Genomic DNA, 21,694 nt, shown 5'->3' on the forward strand with positions numbered 1-21,694 from the left:
GGCGGCTGCGACGGAAACGCGTGGATCGCGAAGAAGGCGATATCGCTCATTGCGCCCGACTTCTTCCCTTGCCTGCCGGTCGCCCCCGGCCCATAAAATGCGCCCATGACACGCCGGAAGCAGGCGAAATGCGGAGGAACTGTACATGAGCGTGGCTGGAGCTTGGGATTTCTGGGTGGATCGCGGCGGTACCTTCACCGACGTGATCGGCCGCGATCCGGCGGGCTCATTGCACGCGCTGAAGGTCCTTTCGGAAAATCCCGGCGCCTATCGCGATGCAGCGGTCCATGGCATCCGGCAGCATCTCGGCCTTGGCTCCGGCGAGCCGGTCCCGCCGGGCCTCGTCGGCGAGGTCCGGATGGGCACCACGGTTGCCACCAATGCTCTGCTGGAGCGCAAGGGCGAGCGGCTGGCGCTCGTCACGACGCGCGGATTCCGTGACGCGCTCCGGATCGGCTATCAGGAGCGCAAGAAGATCTTCGCCACCGAGATCGTCAAGCCCGAAGCACTCTATTCGGATATCGTCGAGCTCGACGAACGGGTGCTCGCCGACGGCACGATCGAGCGGCCGCTCGACGAGGCGACGGCGCGTCAGGCGCTCGAAGGCCTGCGGGCGAATGGCTACGGGGCGCTCGCCATCGTCCTCATGCACGCCTACAGATATCCCGCCCACGAGGCGATCGTCGCCCGCATCGCGCGCTCGATGGGTTTCGAGCAGGTATCCGTCAGCCACGAGGTATCGCCCCTCGTCAAATATGTCGGCCGCGGCGACACGACCGTGATCGACGCCTATCTCTCGCCCGTGCTCGGCCGGTATGTGGCGCAGGTTTCGGAAGAGCTGGACGTCGCCCGCTCCGGCGCCCGGCTCATGTTCATGATGTCGTCCGGCGGGCTGACGGCGGCGGAGATGTTTCAGGGCAAGGACGCGATTCTGTCGGGACCTGCGGGCGGTGTGGTCGGTCTCGCGCGCACGGGCGAGGCGGCCGGCTTCGACCGGGTCATTGGTTTCGACATGGGCGGAACCTCGACCGACGTTGCCCATTTCGACGGCGAGTACGAGCGTGCCTTCGAGACCGAGGTCGCCGGCGTGCGGGTGCGTGCGCCGATGATGCTGATCCACACGGTCGCCGCCGGCGGCGGCTCGATCCTCCATTTCGACGGGGAGCGCTTCCGTGTCGGCCCGGATTCTGCAGGCGCAAATCCCGGTCCCGCCTGCTACCGCAACGGCGGACCGCTCGCCGTCACCGATGCGAACGTCATGCTCGGCAAGCTGCTGCCGGAACATTTTCCGGCAATCTTCGGCCCGGAGCAGAACCTGCCGCTCGACGTGGAGACCGTGCGCGAGCGTTTCGCCGCGCTAGCGGCCGAGATCGGCGACGGGCGAGGCCCGCAGGACGTCGCCGACGGCTTCATCCGTATTGCGGTTGCCAACATGGTCGAGGCGATCAAGAAGATTTCCGTAAGCCGCGGCTATGACGTGACGCGCTACGCGCTCAACTGCTTCGGCGGCGCCGGCGGACAGCACGCTTGCCTGGTCGCCGACGCGCTCGGCATGAAGAGCATTCTCCTGCATCCGATGTCCGGGCTGCTCTCCGCCTACGGCATGGGCCTTGCCGATATCCGCGCCACACGCCAGAAAGCGCTCGGCGTCACGCTGGCCGACAGCGCACCCGAGGCACTTGCCGCCCTTGGCCAGGAACTGCAATCGGAATGCCTTGCCGAACTGGAAGCGCAGGGGATCGCCTGCGAACGGATCCGCACGCATCTGCGCGCCCATATTCGCTATGCCGGCACGGACACGGTCCTGCCGGTGGAAGCGACCTTCCCTGATCGGGACGACCAGGCGCGGCTCCGCTGCGAATTCGAACGATTGCACCAGCGCCGCTTCGGCTTCACCGCCGAAAACAAGGCGCTGGTGATCGACGCGGTCGAGGTCGAAACGGTCGGCGGCGGGGCTGCGGAAGTGGAGGCGGAGGGCCTTGCCGCGACGGCCGGAGATGTCGTCGCGAATCGGCGGACCCGCTTTTATTCGCAGGGCGCGTTTCATGACGCTCCGGTGGCGCTGCGTTTGGAAATCGGGCCCGGTCAGAAGCTCACCGGGCCGGCAATCATCATCGAAGCCAACCAGACGATCGTCGTCGAGGACGGCTGGCAGGCGGAGCTGACCGCGAAAGACCATATCGTCCTGAGGCGGATCAAGGCGCTGCCCGAGCGCACCGCGATCGGCACGAAGGCCGATCCGGTCATGCTGGAGATCTTCAACAATCTCTTTATGTCGATTGCCGAGCAGATGGGGGTGACGCTGCAGAACACCGCCTATTCGGTCAATATCAAGGAGCGGCTCGATTTCTCCTGCGCGGTCTTCGACAACAGGGGAAATCTGGTTGCCAATGCGCCGCACATGCCGGTGCATCTGGGCTCCATGGACGCTTCGGTCGCCACTGCGATCCGCGAGAACCCGGTTATCCATCCGGGTGATGTTTTCCTGATCAATGCGCCCTATAACGGCGGCACGCATCTGCCGGACCTGACGGTCTGCACGCCGGTCTTCGACGATGAGGCCCGCGCCATCCGCTTCTGGGTCGCAAGCCGCGGACACCATGCCGATATCGGCGGCATCTCGCCGGGCTCGATGTCGCCGCTTGCCACCAATATCGAAGAGGAAGGCGTCTATATCGACAACTTCAAGCTCATCGACCGCGGACGCTTCTGCGAGGAGGAACTGGAGAGGCTCTTGAGCGGAGCGCGCTATCCGGTGCGCAACATCCTCCAGAACGTCAACGATCTGAAGGCGCAGGTCGCGGCCAACGAAAAGGGCGTGGCGGAACTCAGGAAGATGATCGCGCAATTCGGGGAGGACGTGGTCGAAGCCTATATGGGCCACGTCCAGGACAACGCGGCCGAAAGCGTGCGCCGCGTGCTCGACCGATTGCCGGGCGGCGAATTCTCCTACGAGATGGACCAGGGCTGCCGGATCGTCGTGAAGATCTCCATCGACCGCGAGGGCCGGGAAGCAACGGTGGATTTCACCGGAACGTCCGAGCAGCGCTCGGATAATTTCAACGCGCCGGAGCCGGTGACGCGCGCCGCCGTGCTCTATGTCTTCCGGGTGCTGGTCGAGGCCGATATCCCGATGAACGCCGGTTGCCTGAGGCCTATCCGCATCGTCATCCCGCAAGGCACGATGCTTTCACCGCGCTATCCGGCGGCGGTCGTCGCCGGCAATGTCGAGGTGAGTCAGGCGGTCACCAACTGCCTCTTCGGCGCGGTCGAGGCGCAGGCGGCGGCGCAGGGAACGATGAACAACCTCACCTTCGGAAATGCCGGCTACCAGTATTACGAGACGATCTGCTCCGGCGCTCCGGCAGGCCCCGGCTATGACGGAGCCGACGCGGTTCACACCCATATGACCAATTCGCGCCTCACCGACCCGGAAATCCTGGAGGCGCGCTTCCCGGTGGTGCTCGAGGACTTCCACATCCGCAAGGGCTCGGGCGGCCGCGGCAAATGGTCGGCGGGAGACGGCACGCAGAGGACGATCCGGGCGCGTGAGCGGCTGGACTTCGCGATCCTTTCCGGCCATCGCCGCGTCCGGCCCTTCGGCCTGAAGGGCGGCGAGCCGGGCGAGCTCGGCCGCAACTCTGTCCGCCGCAACGACGGCCGCATCGAAGAGCTGCCGGGCTCAGCCCATACGGTCCTCGAGGCGGGCGAGGCGTTTACTGTCGTGACGCCGACGGGCGGCGGCTATGGAAAGGCCTCGTAACGTCTAAACTGCATGGATTGCCCTCCCCGTTATGATCTGGGGAGAGGGGACTTAAAAGCGCGCGGCTTGCCCCTTCTCCCCGCCTGCGGGGAAAAGGTCGCGCGGCAGCAATGCGAGGGGCAGTAATCGAGCGGCAGCTCAGAGCGCTGCAAGGCAACGTTCGACGCGGCTCCAGGTGAGCCGGGCGGCTTCGGAGTCATAATCGGCAAGCGTGGCGTCGGTGTAAATATGCCCGGCGCCCGGATAGATGAAAACCTCCAGATCCACCGGCGTCCGTTCGGCGTCGGCACGCCAGGCGGCGACCTCGTCTGCCGGCTCGAAAACATCCGGGTCGGCGAGATGGACCTGCACCGGCAGCCCGCGCCGTGCATTCGCCGGAATTTCGGCAATGCTGTGCAGAAAGAGAATACCGGCCGTCTCGGGCCGCTTCGGCCAAAGGCTGGCAGCGACCGCAGCGCCCATCGAAAAACCACCGAGAACGGCATCGGCAGGCAGATCCGCGACCGCCCGCTCGGCGCGCTCGCAAAGGGTGCGCCAGCCGATCCCTTCTTTCAAGGCAAAGCCCTCCTCGATCGAGGAGGCGACTCGGCCTTCGTAGAGGTCCGGCGTGAAGACCTCGTGCCCTGCCACGGTCAGGCGCTCGGCAACGCCCCGCTCGAACGGGCGCAGCCCGTAGACGGAATGGAAGAGGATCACTGTCGCCATGAATCATGCTCCTGACGAGATGCACTTGAGCACGCCGGACCGACGGCGGCAATAGTCGTGTCGGTGGCGGCCTCAGGGGGGTGGTCGTGCACGGTCACGATCGGCGCCAGACGCGCATGGATTCATGAAGTCTTTGAGGTAATGGCGGCGCCCCCGAGGGAGGAGAAAGGGCGCCGCCTGTCGGTCGACTCTTCCGTCTGAGGGGAGGGGGAATGACGAGCCGACCCTCTTTCAGTCGCCTTCGGACGGAAAGCGACCGCGTTTAACGTGTCGACCTTCGGATGGTTCCGAAAAACGACCTCTCTTGGCCTGCGGTGAACGTGGATTGCTTCAAGGAGGGTCGGCGCGGCGGGGAGGAAATAGCAAGCGAGGGTCGCAGAGCGATGCAGATGGGGCTGGGGCGGCGTCGCTCTGCGACCCTCGCGCGCCCGGGCGGCAGTTTGGGGCTTTCCGTTGTCCCGTGAACGCGCAACCATCGGCATATGTGACGGGAACTTGGCACGCAACGGTCCTAGGACCTATGGCAGAGAGCATCGGACTAAGGTCTTAGCGCATTTTGAAGGAAAGTGCGTAACTTCAAAGACCTAGACGGGAACGGCGGTGGAATATTTGACGCTCTTCAGGGCGAAGTGGGAGGACGAGTTCGCGACCGCCTCGTGGGTGAGGATGCCGCGCATAAGCAGGCGCTCGTAATCGGCGACATCGGCAACGAGGACCCGCAGCAGGTAATCCCAGTCGCCCGACATGGAATAGCATTCGAGAACCTCCTCATGGCTTTCCACGAAGCGTTCGAAATTGCGCCGGGCCACCGGATCATGGGACTTCATGCGTACCTGGCAGAAGACGTTCAAGCCGCGTCCGACCAGGTCGGGATTGACGAGGCTGACGGTCTTTACCAGCACCCCCGCCGTCTCCAGGGCCTTGATGCGCCGCCAGCACGACGCCGGTGAGGCGCCGACCGCCTCCGCCAGGGCGGCATGGCTGATGTCGCCCCGTTCCTGAAGGATTCCTAGAATTTTTCGGTCGATCGCGTCGAGATTGAATGAATTCATCATATATCTCTCCAAACCGAAACGTTTTCATCAGAGCCTAGCCAAAATAAGATGAGATTGAAACCGTTTTGCGCGTCGAGCGGCGTAGTCTTGGTTTCGGACGAACTGGAGGAGACCCGGATGCCCCAAGCCGCACTCAAAAAGGACCGGCGCAACGCACCGGATGAGAGCATCGACTGGAAGAGGGTCGTGCAGCTTCTGCTCCTGTCGCGCGAGCTCGACGAGATGGAGGAACAGCGTCTCGTTCCGGAGAAGAAGGTCCTCTACCAGTTCTCCGCGCGCGGCCATGACATGGCGCAGATTCTCCTCGGACTTCACCTCACGGGCAGGCACGACGCGGCATGCGGCTATTACCGCTCGCGCCCGCTGCTGCTTGCGCTGGGCGTCGACCCCGTCGACGCGCTCGGCTCTGCGATGGGACGCGCGGGCGGATACTCCGACGGCCGCGACATCGGCGTCGTCTTCAACTATCCAAATCCCCACGGGGCCTCGGCCCTGCCGATGTGCGGCGGGGTCGGCACGCAGTATACGCCGACGGCCGGCTGGGCGCAGGCGATCACCTATTTCAGCGAAGTCCTTGGAAAAGAGGAATATCGGAACGACATTGCCGTCGTGCTGGGCGGTGACGGGTCGGTCGCCTCGAACGGCTTCTGGTCCGCGCTGACCATCGCGACGACGCAGGGCCTGCCGCTGCTGTTCTATATAGAAGACAACGGTTTCGGCATCTCGGTTCCCTCGAGCTTTCAGACGCCCGAAGGCAACATCGCCGGCAATCTCGCCGGCTGGAAGAATTTGACCGTTCTCGACGGCGACGGCTCGGATCCGGAAGAGGCCGCCCGACTGACGAAAGGCGCCGTGGAGCTGGTGCGTGAAGGGCGAATGCCGGTGCTGCTGAGGCTTGAGGTGCCTCGCCTCGAAGGTCACAGCTTCCAGGACACCCAGACCTACAAGAGCGAGGAGCTCGTCAGGAGCGAATGGGCGCACGATCCGCTGCCGCGGCTGAGGGACTATCTCGTGCCTGCCATGCTCAGCGCGGAGGAATGGAACGAGATAGCGCGGACCGCAAAGGCTGCCGCCGAACGGGCGCGCGTCGAGGCCGAATCCCGGCCGGTCGCCGACCCTGAAACCGTCACCAGCCATGTCTTCTTCGAAGGGCAAATGCAGGTCATGGGCGGTCAGCACTCTGCCGGCTACCTGCCGCCGGAAACGACGGAGACGGCGGCGAGCGACGGCCAGCGGATCAACATGGTGACGGCGATCCGCCGCACGCTCGATTACGAGATGTCGGTGAACGAACGGGTCGTCCTCTTCGGCGAGGACATCGGCCCGAAGGGCGGCGTCCATGCCGTAACGCTCGGGCTGCAGGAGAAATACGGTGCCCACCGCGTCTTCGACACGTCGTTGTCGGAGGAGGGCATCATCGGCCGGGCCGTCGGGATGGCGCTCGCGGGCCTCGTGCCCGTACCGGAAATCCAGTTCCGCAAATATGCCGAGCCCGCGATCGAGCAGCTCAATGATTGCGGCACGATCCGTTGGCGGACCAGCAACCGCTTCGCCGCGCCGATCGTCGTGCGCATGGCTGGCGGCTTCTTCAAATGCGGCGATCCGTGGCACAGCCAGACGAACGAGGTCGCCTTCGTCCACCAGCCCGGCTGGAGGATCGCCGTTCCCTCCAACGCCGAGGATGCGGTGGGGCTCCTGCGCACCGCCTTGCGCGGCAACGATCCGGCGATCTTCTTCGAGCATCGGGCCATGCTCGACCACCCCTGGGCGCGGCGACCCTATCCCGGCGATTCTTTCGCCCTGCCTTTCGGCAAAGCGAAGTTCACGCGGCAAGGCGGCGACATCACCATCGTCACCTGGGGTGCCATGGTACCTCGCTGCGAAGAGGCGGCGGAAGGGATCTCCGCCGATGTGATCGATCTCAGAACCCTGATGCCCTGGGACAGGGAAACGGTCATCGCCTCCGTGCGCCGCACCCGCCGATGCCTTGTCGTCCACGAGGACCTCGGAACTGCGGGTTTCGGCGCGGAAATTGCCGCAGCCGTCGCCGACGAAGCCTTCATCGAGCTCGATGCGCCGGTCTCGCGGCTGACCATGCCGGATATTCCCAGCCCCCATAATCCTGTTCTGCTCGACTGGGTGGTCCCCTCGACGGAACGGATCCGCAAGAAGATCACCGATCTGCTGGAGTTCTGAGCATGGGCGACCTCATCGACATCCAGGCTCCTCTGGAGCAGGAAGGGACAAAGGCGGTCGTTCGCAACTGGCTGAGGGCGATCGGCGAGACCGTGAAGGCGGGCGATCCGCTGGTCGAGCTCGAAACCGACAAGGTGACTCAGGAGGTCGGAGCCCCCGCCGACGGGGTGCTCGCGGAAGTCCTGATGCAGAGCGGTGACGACGCCATCCCCGGCGCCGTTCTCGGCCGGATCGGCAGCCAGGCCACCGAGGCCGGAAATGCGCCGCATTACTCGCCCGCCGTGCGCCATGCAGCGGAAGAATATGGGCTCGACCCGGCGACCGTCGCCGGCACCGGCCGAGGCGGCCGCGTCACGCGCGCCGACATGGACAGGGCGTTTGCGGCGCGACAGGAGGGGCCTGCTTCGGGCGCGACAGGGACCGAAGGCAGGGGAGCGGCCCCGAGGTCGCGCAGGATACCGCATAGCGGCATGCGCGCCGCGATCGCCGAACATATGCTCAACTCCGTCACGAGGGCGCCGCATGTTACGGCCGTCTTCGAGGCCGATTTCTCCGCGGTGATGCGTCATCGGGACGAGCATGGGAAGAGGCTTGCGGCCAGAGGGATCAAGCTCTCCTATACGGCTTATGTGGTTTCGGCCTGCGTGGCGGCGATGCGCGCGGTCCCCGAGGTGAACAGCCGCTGGCACGAGGATGCGCTCGAAGTGTATGAGGACATCAATATCGGTGTCGGGATCTCACTTGCGGACAAGGGGCTGGTCGTGCCGGTCATCCATCGGGCGCAGGACCTGTCGCTTGCCGAGATCGCGGCCCGGCTGCAGGATCTGGCGACGCGCGCGCGTTCGAATGCGCTCTCCCATGCGGAGGTAACGGGCGGCACCTTCACCATTTCCAATCATGGCGTCTCCGGATCGCTGCTCGCGGCGCCGATCATCATCAACCAGCCGCAATCGGCGATCCTCGGCGTGGGCAAGCTCGACAAGCGGGTGGTCGTCCGAGAGGTGGACGGCGCCGACACGATCCAGATACGTCCGATGGCCTATGTGTCGCTGACGATCGACCATCGTGCCCTGGACGGCCACCAGACGAATGCGTGGCTGACGCATTTCGTCCGCGCGATCGAGACCTGGCCTACTGAACGTGGCCGATAACGTCCCGCAGATTGAAGTGCTACGGCGATCTTTGCGCGTCTGATAGGACGCGCGGCGCTGCAGGTGATCCTCCCGGCCCCTGATCATCGCCCGAAACGGCGATTGAAATCGATTACATTTTCTGGCTTCATGTGCCGGCAAGATTTGGGAGGATCTTATGAGGAAATTCATCGCATTTGCGCTGGGCACCGTTGCTTCCATCGTCCTGTCTGCAACCGCATACGCCGAGACTTTCAAGATCGGTCTTTCCAACGGCTGGGTCGGCAGCGAGTGGCGCACCCAGATGATCGACGAAGCGAAGGCCGCGGCTGCGAAATGGAAGGAAAAGGGCGTCGATGTGGAGGTCTCGGTCCAGAGCGCCAATGTCGACGTGCCGGGCCAGATCGCGCATATTCGCAACTTCATCGCGGAAGGCGTGAATGCCATTATCGTCAACCCGAACAGCCCGACCGCTTTCGATCCGATCTTCGCCCAGGCCAAGGAAGCCGGCATACTGGTGATCGCCACCGACGCGGAAGTCTCTTCGCCGGATGCGATCTATGTCGGCATCGACCAGACCGCCTGGGGTGCGGCGGGCGCCAAGTGGCTGGCCGAGACGCTCGGCGGCAAGGGCAAGGTGGTCGCGATCAACGGTGTCGCCGGCCATCCGGCAAACGAAATGCGCGTGGCCGGTTACAAGAGTGTCTTCAAGGAAAATCCGGATATTCAGGTCGTCAACGAGGTCAACGCCAACTGGGACCAGGCGCAGGGCCAGCAGGCGATGCAGAACATTCTCGCAACCTATCCGGACATCAATGGCGTGCTGGTGCAGGACGGTATGGCGGCCGGCGCCTGGAAATCGATCATGGACGCCGGCAAGACCGGCCAGATCGCGGCAACCGGCGAAATCCGCAAGGACTTCATCGACCTCTGGATCAAGGAAAAGCTGAACTCGGGCGCGACCGTCAACCCGCCGGGCGTCATGGCCAGCGCGCTCAACGTCGCCGTTTTGATGCTGCAGGGTAAGGAACTGAAGGAGCCGGCAAAGGCCGGGCAGTACGGCAATGCGCTCTATCTGCCGATCCCCTTCATCGACTCGAAGAATGTTGCCGAGGCCGCAAAGCAAATAGAGGGAAAGCCCGGCTATTATTCCTATACGAGCTCGCTTTCGATCGAAGAGGCGGAAGCGCTTTTCAAGTGAGCCTTCCGGCGCGTGCCGCGGTGCCTGCAAATCCTGTTGGACGAGGGGTCCGCGGCAGTGGCGTCATGGCTTTGACGCATTCATTCTTCCTCATTCCAGTGCCTGTCACAGGGATTCGGCGGCGCCGCGTCTGCGGCGCGGGAGAATTCTTCCGGCCTAATGACTTGGGCTAGCTGGATTCCTGTGACGAGCACAGGAATGAGGATCGGAGGAGAGCCTCCCCAAACCAGGCGAACGGACGAGTTTCCATGTCGAAGTTGAAACTGAGCGGCGTAAGCAAGGCTTACGGTGCGACCTTGGCGCTCCGCCGTGGCGATTTCGAGGTCATGGCCGGCGAGGTCCATGTCCTCATGGGTTCCAACGGCTCGGGGAAGAGCACGCTCTGCAAGGTCATTGCGGGCAGCGTGCGGCCCGATAGCGGCAGGATCCTGGTCGACGACCAGCCGGTGACGATCACCGGACCGCGCTCGGCGCGAGCTCACGGGATCGGCATCTTCTACCAGGAACTCAGCCTCGCGGCCCATCGCTCGGTCGAGGAGAACATCTCGCTGGGCAGGCTCCCGGTCAAATCCGGCATCTTCGTGGATCGGGCGGAGCTCCGGCAACGCGCTGCGCGCTATATCGGCCTGTTTGACGGCGTATCCGGTGAGGGGTTTGCCGCCGACACGCTCGTCGGCAACCTGCGGCCGGACCAGCGTCAGCTCGTAGAGATCATGAAAGCGCTGGCGAGCGAGGCGCCGCTCCTCATCTTCGACGAGCCCACCTCGGCTCTCGATCGCGTCCAGGTGGAGCGCTTCTTCGAGATCCTGCGCGATCTTAAGCGTCGCGGGCGCGGCATCATTTTCATTTCGCACCGCATGGACGAGATCAGGGCGATTGGCGACCGCGTCACCATCATCCGCGACGGCGAGACCATCACGACGCTCAACCTGAGCGACACCGACGCGGCAACCGTTATCCGGCTGATGGTCGGTGGTGCTGGCGACATGCCGGCCTCGCAATCGTCAGTGCCGGCGGTGATAGAGGGGCAGGGAGGCGCAGCGCTGACCGTGCGCAATCTTTCCGGCCGCGGCTTTCGCGACGTGAGCTTCGAGGTCATCAGGGGCGAGATCCTCGGTTTCGGCGGTCTGCACGGCCAGGGTCAGTCGGCGGTGCTCAGGTCGATCTTCGGCGCCGGCCCGGTTGCCTCCGGCGAAATCCTGATCGGCGACGGCCGCTTCGACGCCTCGAGCCCGCGCGACGCGATCCGGCGCGGCTGCGCCTACGTCTCCGGCGACCGCGCCCGCGACGGGGTCATTAGCGGCCGGCCGATCATCGAGAACGTCACGCCGATCCATTATCTGCGCGACCGGCTGATGATCGCGCGGCCGGGCAAGCTGCGCGCCAGGGTAGCGCCGGCGCTGGAAAGCATGCACACCAAATTTGCGAGTCTCTTCCACCCGATCAGTTCGCTTTCGGGCGGCAACCAGCAGAAAGTGATCATCGCCCGCTGGCTGATCGACCGGCCGGATGTGCTGCTGCTCGACGATCCGACCAAGGGCATCGACCTGTCGGCCAAGGCGGACCTTTTCGCGCTGATCCGGCAATTGGCGGCAGCAGGCCTCGGCATCGTCCTCTATTCCTCGGAGGATGCCGAACTGCTCGGCAATGCCAACCGCATCCTTGTCTTCAACGGCGGATCGGTCAGCCGCGAGCTCACCGGGGCGGACCGCACCCGCTACAATCTATATCAAGCCGCTTACGAGGCCGCGTGATGGCAGAGACCACAACCCTCCCCACCTGCCGGCACGCGGGCGGAATCGGCAGGCTTCTGGAGCGCTATCCGTTCCTGCCCGCACTCGCCATCGCTGCCGCACTCCTGCTCCTGAACGGCCTTTTTTCGCCGAACAGCCTTTCCTTTCGGGCTCTGACCGGTCTGCTCAGCACCTATATGGCACTGATTCTGCTCGCCATCGCTCAGACCTACGTGGTCTATGCCGGCGACATCGATCTTTCGGCCGGGGCGATCCTCTCGCTCGTCAATGTTGCGATCGTGGTCCTGATGGAGCGTTGGGGAGGGGGCGCCGGGGCGGTAATCCTGGCGCTCGCAATAGGTCTCCTGCTTGGTGTCGCTTGCGGCGTAGTGAACGGCTTCGTCGTCGCGGCCCTGCGGCTGCAGGCAATCGTCGCAACCTTTGCGACCAGCATCTTCTTCACCGGGCTTGCGTTGTACATCCTGCCCGTTGCCGGCACGCCGGCGCCGGCGCTTTTCTGGCGCACCTATGGTGGTCGTGTTTTCGGCCTGCCTTTCGTCTTCTATATTCTGGGGGCCCTCGTCGTCCTCCTGGCCGTAATAAGCCGCACGAGGCTTGTCGCGCAACTGCTTGCCGTCGGCGACGACCAGCAGGCGGCCTACCAGACCGGGCTGCCAGTTATCGCGACCCGGATCAAGGGCTATGTTCTCTGCGGCCTTTTCTCGGCGCTCGCTGCCTTCTGCATTACCGGCGACACCGCAAGCGGCGACCCGCTGGTCGGCGGCAAGATGACGCTCTACAGCATTGCAGCGGTCGTGTTAGGCGGCACCGCGCTCTCCGGCGGATGGGGCACCGTCGTTGGCTCGCTGCTCGGCGCCCTGACGATAGGACTCATCAACTCCGTCGTCTTCTTCATGGGCACGCCGTCCGAGTGGCAGAACTTCGCGCAGGGCCTTGCGATCCTCCTCGTCCTGATGGCAGGCGTGCTTGCCGGCAGGAGGGCGCGTTCATGAGCCGCGTCGTGTCCTTCGTCCGCCAGCCGATCGTCGTCGCGCTCGTGCTCATCGTGCTGCTCCTCTATCTTGGCGAAGCGCTGTCGCCGGGCTTTGCCACCGGCGGGCAGATCCTGAGGCTGCTGATCGTCGCGTCGCTGCTCGGCATCATTGCGGCCGGTCAGAACGTTGTCATCCTCGGCGGACGCGAAGGCATCGATCTCTCGGTGGGCGGTGTCGTCTCGCTCTCGGCGATCATCGCGGGCAACGTCATGAACGGCGCCGACGGCGGCATCGTGCCGGCGACCGCAGCCTGTCTTGCGGCCGGCGCCTTCTTCGGCCTCCTGAACGGGCTCGGCGTCACGCTCCTCAGAATCCCGCCGCTCGTGATGACTCTCGGAATGCTGGGCGTGCTGCAGGGGCTTCTCGTCGTCATCCGCATGGGGATTCCTTCCGGTCAGGCCGCTCCAGCGCTCTCGCGCTTCGTCACGCAGCCGCTCGCGCTCCATGTCCCCGGCATCATCTGGCTCTGGCTCGCGATCGGCATTCTCATGGCCTTCATGCTCAACCGCACCGTTTTCGGCCACCGTATCTATGCGATCGGCTCCAATGAGCACGCGGCCTATATGGCGGGCGTGCCGGTCAAACTCGTCCGCATCGCGCTCTTCGTCATCTCCGGCATGTTCGCCGCGATCGCCGGGCTCTGCCTGCTCGGCTATTCCGGCACGTCCTTCGCCAATGTCGGCGAGCAATACATGCTCCCCTCGATCATCGCGGTCGTCTTCGGCGGCACGTCGCTTGCCGGGGGCAGGGGCGGCTATACCGGCACCATGGCGGGTGCGGTCCTGCTCGTCATCCTGCAGAGCATCCTGACGACGATCAATATCGAGGAGTCCGGGCGCCAGATGGTGTTCGGCGCGACGCTGCTGCTGCTCATGATGTTCTACGGACGCGGCCGGGCGATGCGCGCATGAAGGACCGGCCGAAGATCAAGGATATCGCCGAGAAGGCGGGCGTGTCGGCGGCCACCGTCTCGCGCGCCCTTGCCGCTTCCACACTGGTGACGGCCGAGACGCGCCAGCGCGTGCTCGACCTGGCGCGCGAGCTCGATTACCGCCCGAATGTCAGCGCCCGAAATCTGCGCACCCGCAGGTCCATGACGGTGCTGATGGTCGTGCGCGATGTCGGCAATCCCTTCTACCTCGACATCCTCAAGGGCGTCGAGGCGACGGCGCGCGAAGCCGGTTATGCCGTCTTGATGGGCAATACCGAGAACGACCCCGCCCGCGAGACGGAATATTTCAACATGCTGCGCGACGGACATGCCGACGGCATGATCCTGATGACCGGCAAACTGCCGTCCGACGGCGGCTGGAACCATATGCCCGTGGTGGTGGCGCTGGAAATGATCGAGGGCTCGGGACTGCCGCATGTGCAGGTCGACAATGTCGCCGCGGCGCGCGGAGCCGTCGAGCACCTGATTTCACTTGGCCACCGGCGGATCGCCCATATATCCGGCCCCGTTCCCGAGCCGATGAGCGTCTGTCGCCGGGAGGGGTTTCGTCTGGCGATGCGCGATGCCGGGCTGACGATTCCAGGCGGATACGAAGTGCGAGGCGACTTCCTGATCGAAAGCGGCGAACGGTGCTGCCGCTCGCTCTTCTCTCTTTCACATCCGCCGACCGCGCTCTTCGTCGCCAATGACGAGATGGCCTATGGGGCCGTCCATGAGCTGAGACGGATCGGACGCGACGTGCCGGGCGACGTGTCGGTCGTCGGCTTCGACGATCTCTATCTGAGCAAGGCCTTCTATCCGCCGCTGACGACCGTCGGCCAGCCGCGCTCGGAGATCGGCCGAACGGCCATGGCGGTGCTCCTTCGAATTCTGGCAGGCGGCAGCGCCGCGGAAGCGGTCGAACCGATTGTGCTGCCCACTGTTCTGAAAGTCCGCGGCAGCACGGCGCGGCCACCTATCTAAGAGCGCATGCGGGCGACAGGAGGCGGTCGCCGCTGGTTATCCGGGGGAGGAGAAAATGACCACATTACCGAAACAGACCTTGCGCGTCGGCTTCGTCGGCACCGGCTTCATCGCGCATTTCCACCTGAAATCACTCATCGGCGTGCGAAACGTCGAGGTGGCCGGCGTCTACAGCCGAAGCGCCGAAAACCGCGCGCGTTTCGCGAGAGAGGTCGAGGCGCTCGATCTCGGCCGGTGCCGCGCGCATGAAAGCCTCGAATCGCTGGTGCGCGCCGGCGACGTCGACGCGATCTGGATTCTTTCGCCCAACTACACTCGGCTTGACGTCATGCGCACGCTCCACCAGGAGATCAAGGCGGGGCGAAGCGAGATCTTCGCGGTTGCTTGCGAGAAGCCGCTTGCGCGCACCGTGGCGGAGGCCCGCGAGATGCTGCATCTGGCTGAGGATGCCGGCCTCAATCACGGCTATCTCGAGAACCAGGTCTTCTGCACGCCGGTGCTGCGTGGCAAGGAGATCATCTGGCGGCGCGCCGCCTCGACCACCGGCCGGCCCTATCTCGCACGCGCCGCGGAAGAGCATTCCGGTCCGCATGAACCCTGGTTCTGGCAGGGCGACAAGCAGGGCGGCGGAGTGCTTTCCGACATGATGTGCCACAGCGTCGAGGTGGGGCGCCATCTCTTGACCGCGCCCGGCGCCCCCCGCAATTCGCTTAGGATCAAGTCGGTGAACGGCACGGTGGCGAACCTCAAATGGACTCGGGCGAGCTATGCCGATGAGCTGCGCCGCCGCTTCGGCGAGGATGTCGATTACCGCCGGCGGCCCTCGGAGGATTTCGCCCGGGCGACGGTCACGCTTGAGGACGAGGCGGGCAACGAACTGATGATCGAGGCGACCACATCCTGGGCCTATGTCGGCGCCGGCCTGCGCATCCAGCTCGAGCTTCTCGGTCCCGAATATTCGCTCGAGTACAACTCGCTCGGGACGGGCCTGAAGATCTTCCTGTCGCGGGCGGTGCAAGGCGCGGAAGGAGAGGACCTCGTCGAAAAGCAGAATGCCGAACACGGTTTGATGCCGGTGCTGGAGGACGAGGCGGGCGTCTACGGCTACACGGACGAAAACCGCCACATGGTCGAATGCTTCCGCAAGGGCGTGAAACCACTCGAAACCTTCGAGGATGGTCTTGCAGTCGTCGAGATCCTGATGGGCCTCTACCGGTCCGCGGAGATCGGCGCGACGCTCCATTTCCCCGCACCGGAGCTCGAAAACTATGTCCCCGTTGTGGCGCGCTTAGGATCATGATCGTGCGGGCAGAGAGCTCTTCCCGCGCGCGGGAAGAGCCTCCCAGCGCGCGGGCATATGGAAGCCGGACTCCAAATTAGTTGACTCAGTCCACTAATGGCGCGAGTATCTGCTCGGGTGGAGGTCCGAAATGCAGGTCGATCGCAACGCGCTTGTCGGTGAAATCAGACGTTTCAACCGCTTCTACACGCGCACCATAGGCCTTCTCGACGAGACGCTGACGGAGAGCGACTTCACGCTCGCCGAGGCGCGTGTGCTGTTCGAACTTGGCCATCGGGAGGATCCGGTCGCATCGGAAATCGCCGAGGCGCTGCGTCTCGATCCGGCCTATCTTGCGCGCATCATTCGTAGGTTTGCCGTTGGCGGCCTGACAGAGGTTCGTGCCGACGGCACCGACCGCCGGCGGCGTATCCTGTCCCTGACGGATAAGGGCAAAGCGGCATTGGCGGAGCTTCAGGTGGCAGCCGACAGGGACATAGCGCACCTCCTCCGCGATCTTTCCGACGAGAAACTGTGCGAACTCCAGGGCGCGCTGACGAAGATGATGGAGTTGCTGCACGGATCGCCCAGTGAAGGGCCGGCGGTAACGCTGCGGCCCTACCGCATCGGCGATGTCGGCTGGGTCATCCAGCGACAGGCGGTGCTCTATGCCGAGGAATACGGGTGGGACATCACCTACGAAGCGCTCGCTGCGGAGATCGGTGCCGCTTTCATCCGCAATTTTCGCGAAGGCCGCGATTTCTGCTGGATCGCCGAACTTGACGGGAGGCGGGCCGGCGCGATCTTCCTTCTTCATCAGGATGACGAAACGGCGAGATTGCGCCTCCTCCACGTGGAGGCAGCAGCGCGGGGCCTCGGCATCGGCAGGCGGTTGGTCGACACCTGCATCGAGCAGGCGCGTGCCTCGGGATACCGACGCGTCGTCCTCTGGACGAACGACGTGCTCGTCGCAGCGAGAGCGATCTATGAACGGGCTGGCTTCCGGCTCGTCAGCGAGGAAAGGCACCGGAGTTTCGGCAAGGATCTCGTCGGCCAGACCTGGGGGCTGGCGCTGCAAGCGGGCGCTCGATAGCCGGGGTCGCGCTCCAACGCAGTCGGGAACTTTCCTGTCGGAAGGGTTTGCCTCGGCATGCCGGACGATGCGAATCAGCCGACGGTCCTCATCCCGGCGCTCCTTCCGGTCTCGAAGCGGCGGCCGCGCCGTATCGTGCGAGAAGTTCACCGGTCTTCGCAGGGGCGAAGATATCGTCCAACAGCAGGTGGGCGGCACCGAACAGAGCGCTATCGTCACGGATCGTGGATAGCTCGATCGAGAGGTTGCGCGTGGCGAGCGGCAGACAGCGCTGGTAGACGAGTTCGCGGATGCCGGACAGCAGCAAATCGCCGCCGCGTGCAAGAGTGCCGCCGACGACGATCAGGCTCGGATTGATGATGCTGACCGCATCGGAAACGACCTCGCCGACCGTGCGGCCCGCAGCGCGCAGCAGCATCAGGGCTTCGGGCTTGCGCTGTTCGACGAGGTCGAGCACGTCGCGGGCGGTTTCGGCGCGAAAGCCGCGCGAGGAGAGGTCGCGGGCGATCGCCCAGCCGGCGGCGCGCGCCTCCACGCAGCCGAACTTGCCGCAACGGCAGAGCGGTGCGTCATCCGACAGGAACTGGATGTGGCCGATGTCGCCGGCGGCGCCCTGAGCGCCGCGGAACAACCTTCCGCCTGCGATCATGCCGCTGCCGATGCCCGTGCCGACCTTCACGAAGAGCATGTCGTCAACCGTCGGGACGCGACGTTTGTGCTCGCAGATCGTCATCAGGTTCACGTCGTTCTCGACATAGACCGGCACCGAGAACCGTGCATTGAGGCCGCCGATGATGTCGAATTCGTCCCAGCCGGGCAACACCGATGGGCCGACGACGCAGCCGCGCTTGAAATCCACGGGAGTCGGCAGGCTGAGACCGATGCCGAGGAGGAAACCGTGCGTCGGTGAGGCCCCTGCCGCCAGTGCGGCGAAGGCTTCGCCGATCCGTTCCAGCGTCGCCTCGGGGCCGCTCGCTACGCAAAAGGACAGCGTCGTCTGGGACAGGATCGCCGGCGTCAGATCCATGGCGGCGAGATGGATGTGCGTCTCGCCGACATTGGCGACCAGCAGAAAGCCGCTCGTGGCGTTGATCGCCAGCACACGGGTCGGCCGTCCCCCGCTGGGCAGGGTCTCTTCCGTCTCGCGTACCAGCCCGCTGGCGAGGAGCGCGTTCAGCCGCTGCGTCACGGTCGCCCGCGACAGGCCGGAGGCGGCCAGCAGTTCGGCGCGCGAGACGGCGCTGCCGGTCGCGATGAGCGAAAAGATACCTCCGGCGCCTTCCAGCGTCGGTCTGTCAGGCCCCTGTACCGGCCGTGCCATGCAGAACTCCTGTTTTTCGGCCCGGTTTAGCGGCAAAGCGGGGTGCGATAAAGCGCGGAAGCCCGTTTGGGACGATAACTTATGGAATATACCATACATAAGTCATCCCACTCTTACCGCATCGCCCGGCGACCGCGTGGCTCCGTTTCTCATATGGCTGCTTCTCGCCGCCTTGCCATTCGGAAAGTCCCCGTTCACGAAGCAATTTTGTATAAAAACATACATAACATAGCCGACATTAAGTTGACTCTATCTAAAATGGGTGCGTTAATCGCTGCGGCCTTTGAGGAGAGGCCATATACGTCGAAAGAGCCGGAGGGGTTCACGGCGTCTTCGGATTTTGGGAGGATCAAATGGCACTTCACTGCATTCGCGCGTCCGCGCGCTCCGCCGTCCTGCGGGGGAGCATCGCCGCCGGCGTGCTCGCTCTCGGCCTCGCCCTCGGCGGCACCGCCGCCGCCAGCGAGGTAATCGTCGGCCTGGTCACGAAAACCGAGGTCAATCCATTCTTCGTCAAGATGCGCCAGGCGGCCGAAGCGCGCGCCAAGGAGAAGGGCGTGAAGCTGATTGCCCGCGCCGGCAAGTTCGACGGCGACAACGAAGGGCAGGTCGCCGCAATTGAAGACCTGATCAGCGCCGGTGCCAAGGGCATCCTGGTCACGCCGAACAATTCGTCCGGCATGCTCGACATCATCAAGAAGGCGCGTGAGACCGGCGTTCTGGTGATCGCGCTCGACACGGCAACCGATCCGGCCGATGCCGTCGACGCCACCTTCGCCACGGACAATTTCGAGGCCGGCGTGCAGCAGGGCGCCTACGCCCGCAAGGCGATGGGCGACAAGAAGGCGGTCGTCGCAATGCTGGACGGCACGCCCGGCGGCACGGTCGATACGTTCCGCCACGACGGTTACCTGAAGGGCTTCGGAATAGCCGAGGGCGACCCTTCCATATCAGGCGCGGCCATCACCAACGGAGCGCAGGACAAGGGCCAGATCGGCATGGAGAACCTGCTCTCCAAGAACGGTGAGATCAACGCCGTCTACACGATCAACGAGCCGGCGGCGGCCGGCGCCTATGCGGCGCTGAAAGCCTTCGGCAAGGAAGGCGAGGTGATGCTCACCTCGATCGATGGCGGCTGCGCCGGCGTCCGCGACGTCAAGGACGGCAAGATCGCCGCGACGGTCATGCAGTTCCCCTACAAGATGGCGACGATGGGCGTCGACGCGGTGGTGGAATATGCGGCCACCGGCAAGAAGCCGAACGGCTTCGTCGACACCGGTTCCGTTCTCATCACGGACAAACCGGTGGAAGGGTTGGATTCGAAAGATAGCGCCTGGGGCCTCGAAAACTGCTGGGGCGACTGATCCGCCTCTGGCGGCGGGATCGCGCGGCGCCCTGCGCCGTAGCGGTCCCGCGGTCGAACGGACGGGCAACGAGATCTGACCCACGGGACGTCCATGAACACAGCAACCGTATATCCAGCCGAGGCGCCGCGAAGCCTGAAAGCGCGTATCCTGGGCAGCCCTTCGGCGGGGCCGCTTCTGGTGCTTCTCGGCTTCTGCGTGATCTTCGCGCTGACCAATCCCCGCTTTCTCGCCAGCCAAAACCTATCGATCATCCTGCAGCAGACGGTCGTTATCGGCGCTCTGGCTATCGGCCAGACGCTGGTGATCCTCACCGCCGGAATCGACCTTGCCGTGGGCGCCATATGCGTGCTGGGCACGATCGTCGCGGGCAAGCTGACCAATCTCGGCTATGATCCGGTTCTCTCCATGGGCATCGCTGTACTCGTATCAACGGCCGCCGGCCTTGCCGCCGGCGGCCTCGTCAGCGGCCTCAGGCTTCCGCCCTTCATCGTCACGCTCGGCATTCTCGGCATCCTGACCGCGGCGCTGCGGCTCATTTCCGAGGGTGGCGCCTTCCCGGTGCGCGATCCCTTCCTGGCCTGGACGGGAAATACGATGAAGCTGGGCGGCTTCGTGCTCACCTATGGCGTGCTGATCATGTTCATGCTCTATGCGAGCGTCTGGTATTTGCTGAACCAGACGAAATGGGGCCGGCATGTCTATGCCATCGGCAACAATGCCGAGGCGGCCCGGCTGGTCGGCATCCCGGTGCGGCGCCACCTGCTCTCGGTTTATGTGCTGGCCGGCCTCATCTACGGCATTGCCGCCTGGCTCGCGCTCGGGCGCATCCCCAACGCCGACCCGAATGCCATGCAGAGCGCCAATCTCGATTCGATCACCGCGGTGGTGATCGGCGGCACCAGTCTCTTCGGCGGCCGCGGCGGGCTCGTGGGGACATTGATCGGCGCGCTCATCGTTGGCGTCCTGCGCAATGGGCTGACGCTCGCCGGCATCGACCCGCTCTGGCAGGACCTCATAACCGGTATCCTCGTCATCATCGCCGTCGCGCTCGACCAGTTGTCCCGGAGGAAGCGATGATCCCGGCCAGTTCCCGCACCGAAAAGCCTTCCGCCCGCGTGGTTCTCGAAGCGCGCAACGTGGTGAAGACCTACGGCCACGTCACTGCGCTCGACGGCGTCGACTTCGAGCTCAGGGCCGGCGAGATCCTTGCCGTCGTCGGCGACAACGGCGCCGGCAAGTCGACTCTCATCAAGACCCTGACCGGCGCCGTGCGCCCGACCAGCGGTGAAATCCTGCTCGACGGAGTGCCGGTCCACTTCAAGGGACCTCTCGATGCGCGCCATGCCGGAATCGAGACGGTTTATCAGGACCTCGCCGTGGCACCTGCGCTCGATATCGCCGCCAATCTCTTTCTCGGCCGGGAGCTGCGCGCACCTGGCCTCCTCGGGAGCCTCTTTCGCCGTCTCGACAAAAAGGGCATGCGCGAGGAAGCCCGCCGGGCCATGGGAGAACTCAAGTTTCGCCTGCCGGCGATCGACAATCCGGTGGAATCGCTCTCGGGAGGCCAAAGGCAGGGCGTGGCCGTGGCCCGCGCTGCGCTTTTCGCCCGCAGGCTGGTGATCATGGACGAGCCGACCGCGGCACTCGGAGTGCGTGAGACGGGACAGGTGCTGCAGCTCATCCGCTCGATACGGGATCGCGGCCTGCCCGTCGTTCTGATCAGTCACAACATGCCGAACGTCTTCGACATCGCCGACCGTATTCACATCATGCGCCTCGGCCGGCGTGCCGCCGTCGTTACCCCCAAGACCCATTCCATGAACGACGTCGTTGCCATCATGACCGGCGCAGCGACTGCCTGACCCCCTTGTCCCGAAAGGA

At 64.6% G+C, this 21,694-nt stretch carries 16 protein-coding genes; 13 read left to right on the forward strand and 3 right to left on the reverse strand.

What is annotated here, in order from left to right; genetic code table 11:
- Window positions 1-145 precede the first annotated feature (145 nt).
- Window positions 146-3,763: a hydantoinase B/oxoprolinase family protein gene (locus SINAR_RS0106045; protein ID WP_027998247.1), complete on the forward strand. Its 3,618-nt coding sequence runs from the start codon at window positions 146-148 to the stop codon at window positions 3,761-3,763.
- A 138-nt stretch (window positions 3,764-3,901) separates the two neighbouring features.
- Here SINAR_RS0106045 and SINAR_RS0106050 read toward each other — a convergent pair whose 3' ends face one another.
- Together SINAR_RS0106050 and SINAR_RS0106060 are read right to left on the reverse strand one after the other, a co-directional pair.
- Window positions 3,902-4,468 (reverse strand): dienelactone hydrolase family protein, encoded by a 567-nt coding sequence (locus SINAR_RS0106050; protein ID WP_027998248.1) that lies wholly within the window; start codon window positions 4,466-4,468, stop codon window positions 3,902-3,904.
- 584 nt (window positions 4,469-5,052) lie between these two features.
- Window positions 5,053-5,523 (reverse strand): Lrp/AsnC family transcriptional regulator, encoded by a 471-nt coding sequence (locus SINAR_RS0106060; protein WP_027998250.1) that lies wholly within the window; start codon window positions 5,521-5,523, stop codon window positions 5,053-5,055.
- 117 nt (window positions 5,524-5,640) lie between these two features.
- Between SINAR_RS0106060 and SINAR_RS0106065 the strand changes: the two genes are divergently transcribed.
- The 9 genes from SINAR_RS0106065 to SINAR_RS0106105 all read left to right on the forward strand — a co-directional run bounded on the left by SINAR_RS0106065 (window position 5,641) and on the right by SINAR_RS0106105 (window position 17,125).
- Entirely contained in the window at window positions 5,641-7,719 is a 2,079-nt protein-coding gene (locus tag SINAR_RS0106065; protein WP_027998251.1) for an alpha-ketoacid dehydrogenase subunit alpha/beta, read from the forward strand.
- Between the two features lie 2 nt (window positions 7,720-7,721).
- On the forward strand, window positions 7,722-8,870 hold the full coding sequence (locus SINAR_RS0106070; protein ID WP_027998252.1) for a dihydrolipoamide acetyltransferase family protein: 1,149 nt from the start codon (window positions 7,722-7,724) through the stop codon (window positions 8,868-8,870).
- Window positions 8,871-9,027: 157 nt separating this feature from the next.
- A complete protein-coding gene (locus SINAR_RS0106075; protein WP_027998253.1) occupies window positions 9,028-10,050 on the forward strand; it encodes an ABC transporter substrate-binding protein in 1,023 nt (340 codons plus the stop codon).
- A 248-nt stretch (window positions 10,051-10,298) separates the two neighbouring features.
- Window positions 10,299-11,804 (forward strand): sugar ABC transporter ATP-binding protein, encoded by a 1,506-nt coding sequence (locus SINAR_RS0106080; RefSeq protein ID WP_027998254.1) that lies wholly within the window; start codon window positions 10,299-10,301, stop codon window positions 11,802-11,804.
- Window positions 11,804-12,796 (forward strand): ABC transporter permease, encoded by a 993-nt coding sequence (locus tag SINAR_RS0106085; RefSeq protein ID WP_027998255.1) that lies wholly within the window; start codon window positions 11,804-11,806, stop codon window positions 12,794-12,796. Before SINAR_RS0106080 ends, SINAR_RS0106085 begins: the two co-directional genes overlap by 1 nt.
- Complete coding sequence (locus SINAR_RS0106090) at window positions 12,793-13,749, forward strand: ABC transporter permease (RefSeq protein ID WP_027998256.1); 957 nt, start codon at window positions 12,793-12,795, stop codon at window positions 13,747-13,749. The genes SINAR_RS0106085 and SINAR_RS0106090 overlap by 4 nt, the downstream gene beginning before the upstream one ends.
- Complete coding sequence (locus SINAR_RS0106095) at window positions 13,746-14,753, forward strand: LacI family DNA-binding transcriptional regulator (protein ID WP_027998257.1); 1,008 nt, start codon at window positions 13,746-13,748, stop codon at window positions 14,751-14,753. The genes SINAR_RS0106090 and SINAR_RS0106095 overlap by 4 nt, the downstream gene beginning before the upstream one ends.
- 55 nt (window positions 14,754-14,808) lie before the next feature.
- A complete protein-coding gene (locus SINAR_RS0106100; protein ID WP_027998258.1) occupies window positions 14,809-16,053 on the forward strand; it encodes a Gfo/Idh/MocA family protein in 1,245 nt (414 codons plus the stop codon).
- 130 nt (window positions 16,054-16,183) lie between these two features.
- Complete coding sequence (locus SINAR_RS0106105) at window positions 16,184-17,125, forward strand: bifunctional helix-turn-helix transcriptional regulator/GNAT family N-acetyltransferase (protein WP_027998259.1); 942 nt, start codon at window positions 16,184-16,186, stop codon at window positions 17,123-17,125.
- An 88-nt stretch (window positions 17,126-17,213) separates the two neighbouring features.
- Here SINAR_RS0106105 and SINAR_RS0106110 read toward each other — a convergent pair whose 3' ends face one another.
- On the reverse strand, window positions 17,214-18,446 hold the full coding sequence (locus SINAR_RS0106110; RefSeq protein WP_027998260.1) for an ROK family transcriptional regulator: 1,233 nt from the start codon (window positions 18,444-18,446) through the stop codon (window positions 17,214-17,216).
- A gap of 353 nt (window positions 18,447-18,799) precedes the next feature.
- On the opposite strand from SINAR_RS0106110, the gene SINAR_RS0106115 reads away from it, so the two are divergent.
- The 3 genes from SINAR_RS0106115 (at window position 18,800) to SINAR_RS0106125 (ending at window position 21,675) form a co-directional block, all read left to right on the forward strand.
- Window positions 18,800-19,810, forward strand: coding sequence for a substrate-binding domain-containing protein (locus tag SINAR_RS0106115; RefSeq protein ID WP_027998261.1), 1,011 nt, complete (start codon window positions 18,800-18,802; stop codon window positions 19,808-19,810).
- Between the two features lie 93 nt (window positions 19,811-19,903).
- Window positions 19,904-20,890: an ABC transporter permease gene (locus SINAR_RS0106120; RefSeq protein WP_027998262.1), complete on the forward strand. Its 987-nt coding sequence runs from the start codon at window positions 19,904-19,906 to the stop codon at window positions 20,888-20,890.
- The gene (locus tag SINAR_RS0106125; protein ID WP_033057013.1) at window positions 20,887-21,675 is read left to right on the forward strand and encodes an ATP-binding cassette domain-containing protein; all 789 of its coding nucleotides are present in this window, start codon (window positions 20,887-20,889) and stop codon (window positions 21,673-21,675) included. Before SINAR_RS0106120 ends, SINAR_RS0106125 begins: the two co-directional genes overlap by 4 nt.
- The last annotated feature ends 19 nt before the right edge of the window (window positions 21,676-21,694 follow it).

Origin of the sequence: Sinorhizobium arboris LMG 14919, assembly GCF_000427465.1 — a bacterium.
In the GTDB taxonomy this organism is placed as follows: Bacteria; Pseudomonadota; Alphaproteobacteria; order Rhizobiales; family Rhizobiaceae; genus Sinorhizobium; species Sinorhizobium arboris.